Source organism: Variovorax saccharolyticus, from assembly GCF_030316765.1.
Classification (GTDB): Bacteria; Pseudomonadota; Gammaproteobacteria; order Burkholderiales; family Burkholderiaceae_C; genus Variovorax; species Variovorax saccharolyticus.
In genome coordinates this window covers 757,547-773,792 of the sequence record NZ_JASZYT010000002.1, presented here as the reverse complement: position 1 = coordinate 773,792, position 16,246 = coordinate 757,547, and the positions used below count along the sequence as shown (strand labels likewise).

At 70.4% G+C, this 16,246-nt stretch carries 16 protein-coding genes; 12 read left to right on the top strand and 4 right to left on the bottom strand.

Annotated features, from left to right (window positions below):
- Nucleotides 1-57: 57 nt before the first annotated feature.
- Nucleotides 58-549: a type II secretion system protein N gene (locus QTI45_RS09775; protein ID WP_286369019.1), complete on the bottom strand. Its 492-nt coding sequence runs from the start codon at nt 547-549 to the stop codon at nt 58-60.
- Nucleotides 550-613: 64 nt separating this feature from the next.
- Here QTI45_RS09775 and gspG point away from each other — a divergent pair, with 64 nt between their 5' ends.
- The 12 genes from gspG (at nt 614) to QTI45_RS09715 (ending at nt 12,284) form a co-directional block, all read left to right on the top strand.
- Nucleotides 614-1,054: a type II secretion system major pseudopilin GspG gene (gene gspG, locus QTI45_RS09770; RefSeq protein ID WP_286654199.1), complete on the top strand. Its 441-nt coding sequence runs from the start codon at nt 614-616 to the stop codon at nt 1,052-1,054.
- Nucleotides 1,029-1,532, top strand: coding sequence for a prepilin-type N-terminal cleavage/methylation domain-containing protein (locus tag QTI45_RS09765; RefSeq protein ID WP_286654198.1), 504 nt, complete (start codon nt 1,029-1,031; stop codon nt 1,530-1,532). The genes gspG and QTI45_RS09765 overlap by 26 nt, the downstream gene beginning before the upstream one ends.
- A gap of 56 nt (nt 1,533-1,588) precedes the next feature.
- Nucleotides 1,589-1,954 (top strand): type II secretion system minor pseudopilin GspI, encoded by a 366-nt coding sequence (gspI, locus tag QTI45_RS09760; protein WP_286654197.1) that lies wholly within the window; start codon nt 1,589-1,591, stop codon nt 1,952-1,954.
- Nucleotides 1,954-2,607, top strand: a complete 654-nt coding sequence (locus QTI45_RS09755; RefSeq protein ID WP_286654196.1) for a PulJ/GspJ family protein — start codon at nt 1,954-1,956, stop codon at nt 2,605-2,607. The genes gspI and QTI45_RS09755 overlap by 1 nt, the downstream gene beginning before the upstream one ends.
- Nucleotides 2,604-3,749 carry a type II secretion system minor pseudopilin GspK gene (gspK, locus tag QTI45_RS09750; RefSeq protein WP_286654195.1) on the top strand — a complete coding sequence of 382 codons (1,146 nt, stop codon included), beginning with the start codon at nt 2,604-2,606 and terminating at the stop codon, nt 3,747-3,749. Before QTI45_RS09755 ends, gspK begins: the two co-directional genes overlap by 4 nt.
- A gap of 131 nt (nt 3,750-3,880) precedes the next feature.
- Nucleotides 3,881-5,089 (top strand): type II secretion system protein GspL, encoded by a 1,209-nt coding sequence (gspL, locus tag QTI45_RS09745; RefSeq protein ID WP_286654194.1) that lies wholly within the window; start codon nt 3,881-3,883, stop codon nt 5,087-5,089.
- Nucleotides 5,086-5,628 (top strand): type II secretion system protein M, encoded by a 543-nt coding sequence (locus QTI45_RS09740; RefSeq protein ID WP_286654193.1) that lies wholly within the window; start codon nt 5,086-5,088, stop codon nt 5,626-5,628. The genes gspL and QTI45_RS09740 overlap by 4 nt, the downstream gene beginning before the upstream one ends.
- Nucleotides 5,629-5,635: 7 nt before the next feature.
- Complete coding sequence (gene gspN, locus QTI45_RS09735) at nt 5,636-6,436, top strand: type II secretion system protein N (RefSeq protein WP_286654192.1); 801 nt, start codon at nt 5,636-5,638, stop codon at nt 6,434-6,436.
- A gap of 2 nt (nt 6,437-6,438) precedes the next feature.
- Entirely contained in the window at nt 6,439-8,715 is a 2,277-nt protein-coding gene (gspD, locus tag QTI45_RS09730; RefSeq protein ID WP_286654191.1) for a type II secretion system secretin GspD, read from the top strand.
- Between the two features lie 12 nt (nt 8,716-8,727).
- Nucleotides 8,728-10,143 (top strand): type II secretion system ATPase GspE, encoded by a 1,416-nt coding sequence (gene gspE / locus QTI45_RS09725; protein ID WP_286654190.1) that lies wholly within the window; start codon nt 8,728-8,730, stop codon nt 10,141-10,143.
- A gap of 6 nt (nt 10,144-10,149) precedes the next feature.
- Nucleotides 10,150-11,382 carry a type II secretion system inner membrane protein GspF gene (gene gspF, locus QTI45_RS09720; protein WP_286369008.1) on the top strand — a complete coding sequence of 411 codons (1,233 nt, stop codon included), beginning with the start codon at nt 10,150-10,152 and terminating at the stop codon, nt 11,380-11,382.
- Between the two features lie 2 nt (nt 11,383-11,384).
- The gene (locus QTI45_RS09715; RefSeq protein ID WP_286369007.1) at nt 11,385-12,284 is read left to right on the top strand and encodes a 5'-nucleotidase; all 900 of its coding nucleotides are present in this window, start codon (nt 11,385-11,387) and stop codon (nt 12,282-12,284) included.
- Between the two features lie 108 nt (nt 12,285-12,392).
- Here the strand turns inward: QTI45_RS09715 and QTI45_RS09710 are convergent, their stop codons facing one another.
- From QTI45_RS09710 to QTI45_RS09700, 3 genes are read right to left on the bottom strand one after another with little or no spacing between them, the layout of a single operon-like run.
- The gene (locus QTI45_RS09710) at nt 12,393-14,048 is read right to left on the bottom strand and encodes a putative 2-aminoethylphosphonate ABC transporter permease subunit (RefSeq protein ID WP_286654189.1); all 1,656 of its coding nucleotides are present in this window, start codon (nt 14,046-14,048) and stop codon (nt 12,393-12,395) included.
- A gap of 5 nt (nt 14,049-14,053) precedes the next feature.
- Nucleotides 14,054-15,121 carry an ABC transporter ATP-binding protein gene (locus tag QTI45_RS09705; protein ID WP_286654188.1) on the bottom strand — a complete coding sequence of 356 codons (1,068 nt, stop codon included), beginning with the start codon at nt 15,119-15,121 and terminating at the stop codon, nt 14,054-14,056.
- A 9-nt stretch (nt 15,122-15,130) separates the two neighbouring features.
- Nucleotides 15,131-16,168, bottom strand: coding sequence for a putative 2-aminoethylphosphonate ABC transporter substrate-binding protein (locus tag QTI45_RS09700; RefSeq protein ID WP_286654187.1), 1,038 nt, complete (start codon nt 16,166-16,168; stop codon nt 15,131-15,133).
- Nucleotides 16,169-16,246 lie beyond the last annotated feature (78 nt).

Sequence of the window (16,246 nt, the reverse complement as noted above, 5' to 3'; positions counted from 1 at the left end):
TCAGTTGAGGACAGGGCAAAAACTGCTGCGCAGTTTCTTGGTCTGTCCCGCAAGGTTTCAGTCTTGCGCTGGCAGCGGCCCGGGCGGCGTCATGACCGCCAGCGGCCGCGTGGGCAGCTGCAGGGTGAACGCGGTGGCCGCTTCGGGGCTGGCGCCGAACGCCGCGCTCCGGGCGCCGAGCGACTGCAACACGAAACCGTCGGCCACCCTGGCGCCGACCCGGAACGGCCGCGGCGGCTTGCCGTCGACCGCGATCAGGGCCACGCCCTGCTGCTCGGCATCGGCGACCACGCCCAGCAGCGAGAAGCGGCTGGCGGCCTCGGGCGCGGCCACCGCCGCCGCCTGCGTGGACACCGCGCCCAGCACCCGGGCGACCGCCGCCGGGTCGAGCGCGGCCTGCGGCGTGCCGGCCACGGCCGGCGGCGCCGGCGCATCCGAAGGCCCGGCCAGCCGGAGGCCCCAGAACACGAGGCTCGCGGCCGCCAGCGCCCAGACGGCGGTGGTGGCAGTGGCCGAAGGCCAGCGGGCGGGTGCGTAAGGAACCGACATGAGGCCGGATTATCATGCAGCGAACGCGGCCGTCGCCGCCTTCCTTCAGCCCCACCCGCCCTCGATGCCCACTTTCATCCGCACCTCCTCCCGCGCCCTGCAGCGCGGCTTCACCCTGATCGAGCTGATGGTGGTGCTGGTCATCATCGGCGTGCTGGCGGCCCTGATCGTGCCGAACGTGATCGAACGGGCCGACGACGCCCGCGTCACCGCGGCCAAGACCGACGTCAACAACCTGATGCAGGCGCTCAAGCTGTACCGTCTGGACAACCAGCGCTACCCGACGGCGGAACAGGGCCTGCAAGCGCTGCTCGTACGCCCGACCAGCGGCCCCGCCGCGCCCAACTGGAAGCCCTACGTCGAGAAGCTGCCCAACGATCCCTGGGGTCGGCCGTACCAGTACATGAACCCGGGCATCAAGGGCGAGATCGACGTGCTTTCGCTCGGCGCCGATGGCGAGCCCGGCGGCGAAGGCAAGAATGCCGACATCGGCAGCTGGCAGTAGCGCGCGCTGCCGTCGGAACTCGGGCCGCCGTCCCGGCACGACCGGCTTCACGCTGCTCGAACTGCTGGTGGTGATCGCGATCATCGCGCTGGCCACCGCCGGGGTCGGGCTCTCGCTCAGGGATTCCGGCCAGGCCGCTCTCGACCGCGAGGCCGAGCGGCTGGTCGCCCTGCTCGAATCGGCGCGGGCGCAATCGCGCGCCAGCGGCGTTGCAGTGCGATGGCGCATCACCCCGGATGGGCCCGGCAACTTCAGTTTCGACGGCCTGCCGCTCGGCGCGCTGCCGACGGCCTGGCTGTCGGATGGCATCACGGCCCAGCCGATCGGCGTCGACGGCAGGGCCGCGGCAGCCCTGCAGCTGGGCCCGGACCCGATCATCGCGGCACAGCAGGTGCTGCTGACTTCGCAGGCGCTGCCCGATCGCAGCCTGCGCGTCGGCACCGACGGGCTGCGTCCCTTCGCGGTCGTGGCGCCATGAGCCGCAGGGCCGCTCCCAAGGCGAAGGCCGAAGCGCTGCTGCGCGAAGGCTGCCGAATGAAACGCAGGGCCGCGCGCGGCTTCACCCTGATCGAGGTGCTGGTGGCCCTGGGCATCGTCGCGATCGCCTTGATGGCCGGCACCCAGGCCACGCTGGCGCTGACCCGCAACGCGCAGCGCCAATCGGATGTGATGCTGGCCCAGATCTGCGCCGAGAACGAGTTGATCAAGGCAAGGCTGGCCCGCCAGATGCCACCGGTGGGCGATGCCGGCGTCATCTGCACGCAAGCCAACCAGAGCTTCGGCGTGACGGTCTCGACCACGTCGACCTTGAATCCGAACTTCCGCCGCGTCGATGTCCAGGTGCGCGATGCCTCCGAGGCGCCGGTGCTGCGCCTGTCCACCGTGGTGGGGCGCTACTGATGGCACGCAGGGCGCACGGTTTCACGCTGATCGAGCTGATGGTCGCGATCGCGGCCATGGCGCTGCTCGCGCTCATGAGCTGGCGCGGCCTCGACGCCATGGGGCGCGCGCAGGCCCAGAACCGGGAGCGCGGCGACGCCGTGCTGACACTCCAGACCACGCTGGCGCAGTGGGGTGCCGACCTCGACGCGATGGTGGCACTGCCGCAGACCTCGGCCATCGACTGGGACGGGCGCGTGCTGCGCCTCACGCGCCGCAGCACCGACAGCGCCACGCCGATGGTCCTGGTGGTGGCCTGGACGCTGCGCCCGCAGACCACCGGCGGTGCGCACTGGCGGCGCTGGCAATCACCGGGTTTCACGACCCGCGCCGAATGGCAGCAGGCCTGGGCGCAGGCCGCTGCCTGGGCGGCGGACGGCAGCAGCAACACCGGCGTGGCCGACGTCGACCTGATTCCGCTCGATGGCTGGCAGATCGCCTATTTCCGCAACGATGCCTGGACGCCGGCCGTGAGCGCCGCGGCGCTGGGCAGCACCACCTCCACCCTGCCCGACGGCGTGCGCCTGGTCCTGAGCCTGCCCCCGGGACCGGCGCTCGCGGGCCTGCTCACCCGCGACTGGGTGCGGCCGAGCTTGACGGTGCCGAAGTCATGAGGTCCGCCGGGAAGCCGAACCAGTACGGTGCCGCGCTGCTGACGGCGATGCTGACCGTCACGCTGGTCGCGACCTTCGCCGCGGCGGCGCTCTGGCAGCAATGGCGCTCGATCGAAATCGAGGCCGCCGAGCGGGCCCGGGCGCAGGCCGGATGGGTGCTGATCGGCGCGCTCGACTGGTCGCGGCTGATCCTGCGCGAGGATGCCCGCACCGCCGGCAGCGGAACCCTCGTCGACCACCTGGCCGAGCCCTGGGCGGTGCCGCTCGAGGAAGCCAAGCTCACCACCTTCCTGGCGGCCGACAAGAACATCGCCAGCGACGCCCTCGAAGGGCTGCCCGATGCCTTCCTGTCGGGCCGCATCATCGATGCCCAGTCGAAGCTCAACGTCATGAACCTGGTGGACGGCGGCAAGGCGGCCCCCAAGGCGGTGGCGGCCTTCGACAAGCTGTTCCAGCTGCTGCGGCTGCCGCGCGAGGAGCTGACGCTGCTGACCGCCAACCTGCTGCGCGCCGTGCCGGCCACGGCCAGCGCGACGGCCGGCACCTCGGGAACGACGGCTGGCACCGGTACGGCGAGCGGCACCGGCAGCTCGACCAGCAGCTCGACCAGCACCCCGGCGGCCACGACCGACGCCACCGGCGGCAGCGCGACCGCCCAGACCACGATGGATTCGAGCGCCCAGGCCGGCAGCAGCGGCGGCAGCGCCGGCGCGCTGGTTCCGCAGCGCACCGCGCAGCTGGTCTGGCTCGGCCTGTCGCCCTCGACCGTGGCGGCGCTGGAGCCCTATGTGACGGTGCTGCCGGCCGGCACCAAGCTCAACCTCAACACCGCCAGCGCCGAGGCCCTGTTCGCCAGCGCGCCCGGGCTGGACCTGGCGGGCGCCAAGCGGCTGGTCGAGGCGCGCTCGCGCGTCGTCTTCAAGTCGCTCGAGGATGCCAGTGCGCTGGTCCAGCAAAGCTCTCCGCAGTTCACGCCGGACCAGCATGGCGTGTCCAGCAACAACTTCGAAGTCCACGCCCGGCTGCGCATCGACCGGACCTGGGTCGAGGAACAGACCCTGCTGCGACGCGAAGGCAGCGACGTCCGGATCGTGTGGCGAGAACGTGGCGCCGGCGCCACGCTGCCGCCGCCCAGATCCTGATGCGGAAGCCCTGCTCGGCCCTATTGGGTCAAAAATAAGCGCAACGCCCGTTGCATCTATATGAGATGCTATCAAATCTGTAGCATCTAGAAGCCACCCTCTCCTACAATAGTGACCCTTTACTGCTGTCCATGGCCTTGCTGCTTGTAACCATTCCTCTCGCCTCCGGCGGGGCTGCCGCCGAGTACGGCTGGGCGGCCTGGTCGAGCGACGGGCGCAAGCTGCGCGCACAGGGCAGCGCGGCACCGGCCCTGCTGCCCAGCAGCGACGAAGTGATCCTGGTGGTGCCGGTCGCCGCCCTCTCGTGGCACCAGGTCACGCTGCCCCAGGGCAGCATGAGCGGCGCCGCGCGGCTGCGCTCGGTGCTCAACGGCCTGCTGGAAGACCGCCTGCTCGACGATCCCGAATCGCTGCATTTCGCGCTCGAGCCCGGTGCCCGGGTCGACGCGCCGGCGTGGGTGGCGGCCTGCAACCGCATCTGGCTGCGCAGCGCCGTGCAGGCGCTCGAAGGAGCGGGCCGCCGCATCACCCGGATCATTCCGGAGTTCTCTCCCCAGCCGGCCGGCGCGCCGCCGATGGTGTTCGCGATCGGCGAGCCGGCCACGGCCTCGTGCGTGGTCTGCGGCGCCGAGGGCGTGGCCCTGCTGCCGCTCGACGCCGCCGGACTGGCGCTCGCCGGTCCGCTGCCGCCCGAGACCACCGCGCTGGCGGAGCCGGCGGTCGCCGAACTGGCCGAAAGCGCGCTGGGGCGCCGCGTGCCGATCATCAAGCCGGCCGCGCGCTGGCTGCAGGCCAGCCGTTCGCCCTGGGATCTGGCGCAGTTCGACCTGGCATCGACCGGCCGCGCCCGCGCCGGAAAGAAGCTGGCGGCGATCTCGCGCGAGCTGTGGCACGGACCCCGCTGGCGGGCGGCGCGCTGGGGCGCGCTGGCGCTGGTGCTGGCGCAGCTGGTCGGCCTCAACGCCTGGGCCTGGAAGGAGCGCAGTGCGCTCGATGCCAAGAGAGGCGCGGTGCGCGCGCTCCTGACCCAGACCTTCCCTTCGGTGCAGCTGGTGGTCGACGCCCCGCTGCAGATGGCGCGCGAAGTCGCGGCCCTGCAGCAGGCCACCGGAGGCGTCGCGGCCTCCGACCTCGAGCCCATGCTCGGCGCGCTGGCCGCCAGCCTGACGCCCGGACGCGTTCCCACGGCGATCGACTTCAGTGCCGGCCAGCTGCGGCTGCGCGGGCTCGGCCTGCCGGCCTCCGAGTTCTCGAGCGTGAAGAGCGCGCTGTCCTCGCGCGGCTACGCTGCGCGCAGCGAAGGCGACCTGCTGCTGGTGCAGGCGGAGGCCCCGCGATGAAATGGCTCGAATCCCTCGAAGCTCGCTGGCAGGCCTGGTGGCCCGAACTCGAGCCGCGCGAGCAACGCATGATCCTTGCCGCGGCGGTGCTGATCGCCCTGGCGCTCGCCTGGTGGGTGGCGCTGGCTCCGGCGCTGCGCACGCTGTCGTCCGCACCGGCCGAGCACGCGCGCCTGGACGCCCAGCTGCAGCAGATGACCGCGCTGCAGAGCCAGGCCAGGGCCCTGCAGTCGCAGCCGCGCGCCAACCGCGACGATGCGATGCGCGCGCTCGAAGCCACGGTGCGCCAGAACCTCGGGCCGAATGCCCAGCTCCAGAGCGCCGGGGCCGGCGAGAACGTCACGATCGCCGTGCGCAGCGCGCCGGCCGACGCCCTCGCCGAGCTGCTCACGCAGGCGCGCAGCAATGCCCGCGCCGTGCCGCGCGAGGTGCATCTGACGCGCAGTGCGCAGCAGACCGCCGCCGCCCCTGCTGCGGCCTCCGGACCGACCCGCGTGCGCTGGGACGGCACGCTCGTCATGGGCCTCCCGGCCCGCTGAGCAGCACGTGCCGACTCCGGACACCACTCCCCACTCCGCCTCCCGCGCAGGCTGGCGCTGGGCATGGCTCGGCGCCCTCATCGGCGTCGCCTTCGCGCTGGCCGTCTTCGCACCGGCGCGCTGGCTCGCGGCCGGCCTGGCGCAATGGAGCGACGGCCATCTGCAGCTGGTCAATGCGCGCGGCACGGTCTGGAACGGCAGCGCCGGGGTCGCGTTCGCCAGCGGTGCCGGCGGCGCGGAATCGATCTCGCTGCCAGGACAGCTCGGCTGGACCCTGCGGCCGCGCTGGGACGGCATCACTGCCGTGCTCGACATGCCCTGCTGCGCAACGAAACCGCTGGAATTCAAGGGCCGCCCCCGCACCGACGGCCTCGAACTCGAATGGCGCGACGGCCAGTCCCGCTGGCCGGCGGCAATGCTGGCCGGCTTCGGCGCGCCCTGGAACACGCTCAAGCTCGAGGGTGTGCTCGAACTGTCGATGCAGGCCCTGTCGATTCGCTGGAACGGCCCCAAGCTGACGATCGCCGGGCGCGCCACGCTCGATGCCACCGACATCTCCTCCAGCCTGTCGACCTTGAAGCCGATGGGCAGCTACCGCATCGCGCTCGAGGGTGGACCGGTGCCTTCGCTGCTCGTGACCACGCGCGAAGGCGCATTGCAGCTGAACGGCAGCGGACGCTGGAACGGAACGGCCATGCGCTTCGACGGCGAAGCCAGCGCCGCGCCTGGACGCGAAGACGCACTCTCGAACTTGTTGAACATCATCGGGCGACGCGAAGGCGCGCGCTCGCTCATCACACTGGGTTGACCATGAAGAAGCCAACGTCTTCCTCCGGCATCCGCATCGGCACGATCGCGCTCGCGGCGCAGATGCTGATCGCGGCCTGCATTCCTTCCGCCTTCGCGCAGGACGCGCTGCGGCGCGGAGAGCCGATCACCCTGAACTTCAGCAACGCCGAGATCGAATCGGTGGCGCGGACGATGGCGGTGGTAACGGGCCGCGACGTGGTGGTCGACCCGCGCGTCAAGGGCACGATCACGCTGCAGACCGACCGCCCGATCGAACCGGCCGCGGCCTTCAACCAGTTCGCCGCCGCGCTGCGGCTGCAGGGCTTCGCGGTCGTGCAGTCCGAAGGGCTCTACAAGGTGGTGCCCGAGGCCGACGCCAAGCTGCAGACCAGCACCGTCACCACCTCGACGCCGACCACCTCGAGCCTCAGCGGCAACCAGATCGTCACCCAGATCTTCAAGCTCAACTACGAGTCGGCCAACAACCTGCTGCCGGTGCTGCGGCCGCTGATCGCGCCCAACAACACGATCAACGTGAACCCCGGCAACAACTCGCTGGTGATCACCGACTACGCCGAGAACATGCGCCGGCTGGCCCGCATCGTGGCCGCCCTCGACGTGCCGAACGCCTCCGACATCGAGGTGATCCAGCTGAGGTACTCGGTGGCGACCGACATGGTGCCGCTGGTGCAGCGGCTGATCGAAGGCGGCAGCACGACGCCCGGGGCCGCGGCGCCGGGCCAGGCCGACGCCTCGTTCCGCACGACGCTGATGGCCGAGCCACGCGGCAACGCGATCATCATGCGGGCGGCCAATCCGGCGCGCGCCCAGCTGGTGCGCACGCTGATCGACAAGCTCGACCGCCCGGCGATCGACACCGGCAACGGCGCGGCCGGCAATGTCTATGTGGTCTACCTCAAGAACGCCGACGCCGTGAGGCTGGCTGCCACCCTGCGCGCGGCGATCTCGGCCGAAGCGCGCGGCGGCTCGGCCACCGGCGCCGCAAGCGGTGTGGCCCAGAGCGGAGTTCAGCAAGCGGCTGCTCAGCTGGGCGCCAACCAGCAGGCCGCCGGTACGAGCACCGCGGCGACGACGCCGGTCAACAACGCGAACCAGCCGTCGACCGGCGGCCAGATCCAGGCCGACCCCTCGACCAACTCACTCATCATCACGGCCTCCGAGCCCCAGTACCGGCAGATTCGCGCGGTCATCGACAAGCTCGACGGCCGGCGCGCGCAGGTCATGATCGAGGCGCTGATCGTCGAAGCCACCACCACCAAGGCGGCGCAATTCGGTATCCAGTGGCAGACGGCGCTTGGCAACAATGGCGCCATCGGCACCAACTCCAGCCTGGCCGGTCCGAGCATCCTCGCACTGAGCGCCGCGCTGATTTCAAATACGCCGGCTGCCCTGACCACGCTCGGACGCGGCCTCAACGCCGGCGCCCAGAGCACGATCAACGGCGTCCAGGTGTTGAGCGCGATCGCCAACTTCTTCGGCAGCGACGGTGACGCCAACCTGCTGTCGACGCCCAATCTCCTGACCCTCGACAACGAGGAAGCCAAGATCGTGATCGGCCAGAACGTCCCCTTCGTGACCGGCTCGTTCTCCAACCCCGGGGCCGGCGGCGGTCAGAACCCGTTCACGACGATCGAGCGCAAGGACGTGGGCCTGACGCTTCGCGTGCGGCCGCAGATCAACGACAACGGCACCGTGAAGATGGTCGTGTTCCAGGAGACCTCCACGGTCCAGGCCGGCACCGAAAACGCCGCCAACGGCCCGACGACCAACAAGCGCGCGATCGAATCCAGCGTGCTGGTCGAGGACGGTGGGCTGGTGATGCTCGGCGGGCTGCTGTCGGACAACTACAGCGACAACGTCGACAAGGTCCCGCTGGTCGGCGACATCCCGATCCTGGGCGCTCTCTTCAGGAGCGAAAGCCGAAAGCGGGAAAAGGTGAACTTGATGATGTTCCTGCGCCCGGTCGTGATGCGCGACGCGGCCACGACCGCCCGTGTCTCCAACGAACGCTACGACACCATGCGGTCCCTGCAGCAGCGGCTGCAGCCCGCCGACAACCTGATGCTGAACGGCGTGAACGAAGCGCCGGTCATCCCGGAGCGGCCGCCGCAGCCGCTCCCCCCGGCCCAGAGCAGGACCGAAGAGCGCACGCCGCAGCTGCAGGGCACCTCGCTGATTCCACCGCCAACGCCACCGGTCCAGCGGCTTGCGCCGTCGGCGATGAAGGGCGCATTGCCGCCGACGGCGGATCCGTCGACCCGGCGCGAACTGCCGTAGCGACTGAACGCCGTGCGCTATCCCCTTCCCTATGCCTTCGCACGCGGCCAGCAGCTGCTGCTGGAAGAAGGCGACGACGGCAGCCTCACGCTCTGGATGCCGAAGGTGCCGCCGCGCAGCGCCCTCGGCGAGGTGCTGCGCAAGTACCCGGTGAAGACCTTCGAGCCGCTGGCGCCCGACCAGCTCGCGCAGCGCATCAGCGCCGCCTACGCCAAGGGCGAATCGAACGCCGCCGCGGTGGTCAGCGAGGTGCAGGGCGATGCCGATCTCTCGCGCATGATGCAGGAGCTGCCCGCGGTCGAGGACTTGCTCGAATCGGCCGGCGACGCGCCGATCATCCGCATGCTCAACGCCCTGCTCACGCAGGCCGCGCGCGACGGCGCCAGCGACATCCACATCGAGCCCTACGAGCGGACCTCGTCGGTGCGTTTTCGCATCGACGGCACGCTGCGCGAGGTGGTGCAGCCCAATCGCGCGCTGCACGCGGCGCTGATCTCGCGCCTGAAGATCATGGCCGACCTCGACATCGCCGAGAAACGCCTGCCGCAGGACGGCCGCATCTCCTTGCGCATCGGCACCCGCGCGGTCGACGTCCGGGTCTCGACCCTGCCCTCGGCGCATGGCGAACGCGCCGTGCTGCGCCTGCTCGACAAGTCGGAAAGCAAGCTCACGCTCGAATCGGTGGGCATGCAGGGCGACACCCTGGCCCGCTTCGAGCAGCTGATCGGCCAGCCGCACGGGATCATCCTGGTCACTGGCCCGACCGGCTCGGGCAAGACCACCACGCTGTACGCCGCGCTGAGCCGGCTGGACGCCAGCAGCAGCAACATCATGACGGTCGAGGACCCGATCGAGTACGAGCTGCCGGGCGTCGGCCAGACCCAGGTCAACGCCAAGATCGACCTGACCTTCGCCAAGGCGCTGCGCGCGATCCTGCGACAGGACCCGGACGTGATCATGATCGGCGAGATCCGCGACTTCGAGACCGCGCAGATCGCGATCCAGGCCTCGCTCACCGGCCACCTGGTGCTGGCCACGCTGCACACCAACGATTCGGTCAGCGCCGTGACGCGCCTGACCGACATGGGCGTGGAGCCCTTCCTGCTGAGCTCCTCGCTGCTCGGCGTGCTGGCCCAGCGGCTGGTGCGCAAGCTGTGCCCGGTGTGTGCACCGGCCGCCGGCCACGAGGCCCAGCCGGTGGGCTGCGAGGCCTGCGGCCACACCGGCTACCAGGGCCGCACCGGCATCTTCGAGCTGCTGGTGGCCGACGAGACCGTGCAGTCGCTGATCCACAACCGGGCGCCGGAGAGCCAGCTCTTCGTGGCGGCCGAGCGCGGCGGCCTGCGCTCGATGCGCGAGGACGGCGAGCGGCTGGTCCAGGCCGGTATCAGCTCGCGCGCCGAATTGCTGCGCGTGACCCGCGACTGACACCCGATGCCCGCCTATTCCTTCGAAGCGATCGACGCCCAGGGCGTGGCGCGCAAGGGCGTGCTCGAGGCCGACACCGCGCGCAGCGCGCGCGGCATGCTGCGGGCGCAGGCGCTGATCCCGCTGTCGGTGACGGTGGTCGGCAGCGTCGAGAGCGGGGTGCCGGAAACCGCCAACTGGCGCCGCCTGTTCGGCGGCGGCCGCATCTTCAACTCGACCACGCTGGCGGTCTGGACGCGGCAGATCGCCGGCCTGGTGTCCTCCGGCCTGTCGCTCGAACGGGCGCTCACCGCGCTGACCGACGAGGCCGAGACCGTGGCCCAGCGCAACCTGGTCGCCTCGCTGCGCGCCGAAGTCAATGCCGGCGCCCCCTTCGGCCGTGCGCTGTCGCAGCACCCGCGCGAGTTCTCGCCGATCTACGTCGCCGTGATCGGCGCCGGCGAGCAGAGCGGCAACCTGGGCCTGGTGCTGGAGCGCCTGGCCGACGATCTCGAGCAGCGCCAGGCGCTGCAGCAGAAGCTGGTCGGCGCCGCCCTCTACCCGGCGATCGTGACCTTGGTGGCGATCGTGATCGTGGTCTTCCTGGTCAGCTACGTGGTGCCGCAGGTGGCCAACGTCTTCGCCGGCACCAAGCGTGCGCTGCCGATCCTCACGGTCGCGATGCTGGCGCTGAGCGCCTTCGTTCGCAACTACGGCTGGCTGATGCTGATCCTGGTGGTCGTCGCCTTCATCGGCGCCCGGATGGCACTCGCACGCGCGGCCATCCGCGAGCGCTTCGATGCCGCCTGGCTCAACCTGCCGCTGGTCGGCAAGCTGGCACGCGGCTACAACGCGGCGCGCTTCGCCAGCACGCTGGCGATGCTGGCCACCGCGGGCGTGCCGATCCTGCGCGCGCTGCAGGCCGCCTCCGAGACGCTCAGCAACACCGCGATGCGCGCCGATGCGCTCGACGCCCTGGTGCTGGTGCGCGAAGGCGCACCGCTGGCCTCGGCGCTGGCACAGAAGAAGCGCTTCCCGGGCATCGTGTCGATGTTCGCGCGCCTCGGCGAGCAGACCGGCACGCTGCCGCTGATGCTGCAGCGCGCCGCCAACCAGCTGGGCGCCGAAGTGCAGCGCCGCGCGATGCACCTGGCCACCATCCTCGAGCCGCTGCTGATCGTGGCGATGGGCGGGGTCGTGATGCTGATCGTGCTGGCGGTGCTGATGCCGATCATTCAACTGAATCAATTCGTGAAGTAGCCATGGCGGCCTCCCTCGACGACAAACTGGTGGTGGCGATCTCTTCGCGCGCCCTGTTCAACCTCGAGGAAGAGAACCGCATCTTCGAATCCGGCGACGACGCAGGCTACATGAAGCTGCAGCTCGAACGGCTCGACGTGCCGGCCCAGCCGGGCATCGCCTATTCGCTGGTGCAGAAGCTGCTGCGCTTCAACGAAGGCGGCCAGCAGCGGGTCGAGGTCGTGATCCTGTCGCGCAACGATCCGGTGTCGGGCATGCGCGTGTTCCGCTCGGGCGTGGCCAACGGCATCTCGCTGCAGCGCGGCGTGTTCACGCAGGGCCGGCCGCCCTTCGGCTACCTACGGCCGCTGCGCGCCCACCTGTTCCTGTCGGTCAATGCCGAGGACGTGCGCGAGGCGCTGGTGGCGGGCTTTCCCGCAGCCCGCGTGCTGGTCGAGTCGGTGCGGGCGAGCGACGCCTACCCCAACGAGGTGCGCATCGCCTTCGACGGCGATGCGGTGCTGTTCAGCGACGAGGCCGAGCGCGTGTTCCAGGCCGAGGGCCTGGACGCCTTCCAGTTGCACGAGTCCTCCAAGGCCGAGCTGCCGCTGCCCGAAGGCCCCTTCAAGCCGCTGCTGGCGGCGCTGCACCGGCTGCAGCAGGCCGGCAGCCCCGAGATGCGCATTCGCACGGCGCTGGTCACGGCGCGCAGCGCGCCGGCCCACGAGCGCGCGATCCGCACGCTGATGAACTGGAACATCAAGGTCGACGAGGCGATGTTCCTCGGCGGCCTGCCCAAGGGCGAGTTCCTGCGCGAGTTCGAGCCCGACTTCTTCTTCGACGACCAGACCGGCCACGTCGATGCGGCGGCGCGCCATGTGCCCTCGGGGCACGTGGCCAGCGGCATCAGCAATCCGCGCTGAGCCAGAAGCGAGGAGCGTGGGGGCCAGGCCGGCGCCGGGCCGCTCCCAAGGCGGCCTGCGGCCCCCTCGGGGGGCAGCGACACACGAAGTGAGGAGCGTGGGGGCCAGTCACCGGCTGCGCCAGCCCTGGGTCCGCGCCAGCACGGCACGCCCGGCGAGCGCGAACAGCCCGCGGCCGATCGCTGCCGTGAGCATGATCAGCGAGGCCATCGCCGCCGCCGGCGCGACGTCGCCGGCATCGTCCATGTTGAGCACCGCGATCGCGGCCAGCGTGGTCTGCGGCGAATACAGGAACACCACCGCCGAGACGGTGGTCATCGCGTTGACGAAGAAGTAGCCGCCGACCTGCAGCACCGTGGGCAGCGCCACCGGCAGGTGCACGCGCCACAGCGTGCGCCAGAAGGGCACCCCCATCGACTCGGCCACCAGTTCGTACTCGCGGTCGAGCTGGCGCAGCGCGGTCAGCGAAGTGAGATGCGCCACCGAGAAGAAGTGCGCCACGGTGCAGATGACCAGGATCGCCATCCCGCCATAGAGTCCGCGCAGCGGATTGGACGGAGAGTTGAAGAAGAAGATGTAGCCCACGCCCAGCACCAGGCCCGGCACCGCGAGCGGCAGGTTGGCCAGCAGGTTGAGCGCCTCGCGCATGAGGCCGAAGTGGCGCGGCTTCTCGACCAGGTAGGCCGAGAGGAAGGTGGCGGCCGCGCCGACCGCCGCCGCGCCCAGGCCGAGCTTCAGGGAGTTGAGGTAGCTGCCCCAGCCGCCGCCATCCATGTTGCTGAAGTCGTAGTTCTTCAGCGACGGCGCGAGCTTGTAGGGCCAGTAGGTGGCGAGCGATGCGAACACCGCCATCCCGATCATCACCAGGATGGCCGCGGCGATCAGCAGGCAGACGCCGAACAGCACCCGGTCGCGCAGCGCGACGGGCTCGGGCCGGTGCGGCGTGGCGCGCGCCGACATCGCGGCCGCCTGGCGCCGCCGCACTCGCCGCTCGACCGCGAACGACAGCACCGCCGGGATCAGCAGCACGAAGCCGACCACCGCGCCCATCTGGAAGTTCTGCTGGCCGACCACCTGCTTGTAGATGTCGGTGGCCAGCACGCCGGTCTGTCCGCCCACCACCTTGGGCACGCCGAAGTCGGTGATGACCAGCACGAAGACCACCATGCAGGCCACGATCAATCCGTAGCGCGATGCCGGCAGCGTCACGGTGCGGAAGATGCGCCAGCGCGAGGCGCCGAGCGTCTGGGCTGCCTCGTACAGGCGGCCGTCCGAAGTCGCCATCGCGGTGGTGAGGATCAGCAGGGCATGCGGCAGGGTCCAGAAGACCGAGCCGAGCACGATGCCCAGCGGCCCGTAGATCGACACGCCGCCGAGCCAGTCCTTGAAGATGCCCTGGTTGCCGAACAGGTAGATCAGGCTGATCGCCGGCAGCAGCGAGGGCGCCAGCAGCGGCAGCAGCGCGACCGCGCGCAGGAGACCCTTGCCGCGCATGCACGAAAGCGTGAGGCCGTAGGCATAGACGTAGGCAATGGCGGTACAGATCAGCGCGCTCAGCGCCGCCAGCCAGACGCTGTTGAAGGCCGACTGCACCAGCGCCGGGTTGTCCACGTAGCGGGCGAAGTTGGCCAGGCCCACGAAGCCCGCGCTGCGGTCGAAGAAGCTCTGCCCGACCAGCGCGGCCACCGGCAGCGCGACGATCACGAGCAGGGTCGCGAGCGCGAGCCCGATGCCGGCACCGGTCAGCCAGCGCTCGCGGTCCACGCCCCTCAATGGGACAGCACCGACAGCGCGTGCTGCGGCAGCTCGATGTGCACCATGCTGCTGGGCACCAGCATCTCGCCGACCCGATGGTCGGCCGGCAGCTCGGCCTCGATCTCGATGCCCAGCGGCTCGCAGGCGAGTCGCGCCGCAGTGCGGTGGCCGAGGAACTCGGTGTCGAGCAGGCGGGCGGCGAAGCTGTTGGCGCCCCCGCCATCGCCGAAGCGCCGCACCACCACCTGCTCGGGCCGGATGCCCACGGTGGCTTGCGCGCCCACCTGCAGCGCGCCGGAAGCGCAATGCAGCTCGCTGTCGCGCACCCGCACACGATCGCCCGCCAGCACGGTGGCGGGCAGCATGTTCATGCGGCCGACGAAGCCGGCGACGAAGCGCGTGCGCGGCCGGTGGTAGAGCTCGCCGGGCGTGCCGGCCTGTTCGATGCGGCCGTCGTGCATCAGCACCACGCGGTCGGCCATCGACAGCGCCTCCTCCTGGTCGTGCGTGACCATGATCGTGACGATGCCCAGGCGCTTCTGCAGCGCGCGGATCTCGCCGCGCAGGCTGGCGCGCACCTGGGCGTCGAGCGCGGACAGCGGCTCGTCGAGCAGCAGCAGCCGCGGGTTGGGCGCCAGCGCACGGGCCAGCGCCACGCGCTGCTGCTGGCCGCCCGAAAGCTGCACCGGGTACTTGTCGGCATGGGCGGCGAGACCGACCAGGTCGAGCATCTCGCGCGAGCGCTTGGCCATCTCGCGGGCCAGCGCACCGGTGGGGTGCAAGCCGTAGGCGATGTTCTGCGCCGCCGTGAGATTGGGGAACAGGGCATAGGACTGGAACACCACGCCGAAGCCGCGCGCCGCCGGCGGCAGGCCCGCGATGTCCTGGCCGTTGAGCAGCAGCTGGCCGCGGTCTGCGCGCTCGATGCCGCAGACGATGCGCAGCAGCGTGGTCTTGCCGCAGCCCGAGGGCCCGAGCAGGCAGACGAACTCGCCGGGCTCGACATCGAGGTCGACGCCTTCGAGCACGCGGCTGGCACCGAAGGACTTGCCGATGCCGCGCAGGGAAAGGTACGAAGTCATGCGCGAGGCTTACTGCGGCGGCGCCTTCTTCTCGGACTTCGATTCGTAGCGCTTCGACCATTCGGCCAGGATGCGATCACGGTTGGCAGCGGCCCAGTCGAAGTCGTTCTTGGCCAGCAGCTTCTCGACGTCGCCCGGCACGAACTCCAGCTTCTCCTGGATGCCCGGCAGCGCCAGCACGGCGAAGTTCTTCGCGTAGAGCTCGTTGGCCTGCTTCGTGACGGCCCAGTCGGCCAGCGCCTTGGCGGCCTCCGGCTTCCTGGTCGTCTTCATGACGCCGGTGGCCTCCATGTCCCAGCCCAGCCCTTCCTTCGGCAGCACGATGTCGATCGGTGCGCCGTCGCGCTTGGTCTTGTTGGCGCGGTATTCGAAGGACATGCCGAGCGCGAACTCGCCGGCACCGGCCTGGCGGCAGGGCTTGCTGCCGGACTGGCTGTAGATGCCGATGTTCTGGTGCAGCGCGTCCATGTACTTCCACGCCTTGTCTTCACCCATCATCTGGATCCAGCCCGACACCATGAGGTAGCCGGTGCCCGAGGCGGCCGGGTTCGGCATCGTGATCTGGCCCTTGTAGACCGGGTTCGTCAGGTCGGACCAGCTGTCCGGCTTGGGCAGGCTCTTCTTCTGCGCCTCGACGGTGTTGAAGCAGATCGCCGACGACCAGACGTCCATGCCGACCCACTTGGGCGGGTTGGCGCTGTCGCGCATGGTCGGCTTGATGGCTTCGAGGCCCTTGGGCGCGTAGGGCTGCAGCATGCCTTCCTTGTCGAGCAGCATCAGCGAGGTGGCAGCCAGGCCCCAGACCACGTCGGCTTGCGGGTTGGCTTTCTCGGCCAGCAGCTTGGCGGTGACGATGCCGGTGGAGTCGCGCACGAACTTCAGCTCGATGCCGGGGTTGTCCTTCTCGAAGGCCGCCTTGTAGGCCTGCACCTGGTCGGCCTCGAGCGCGGTGTAGACCAGCAGCTCGGTGCGGCCCTGGGCGACGGCAGCGGCGCCGAGCCCCAGCAGGACCGCAGGCAGAAGAGTTTGGAGGGTGCGACGCAACATGAGGTTTCCTAAAGCGATACGGGGAGATTCAGAACCCCGAGATCATCGGCAGTGCATGTGACAGGCGTTTGTCAGCCG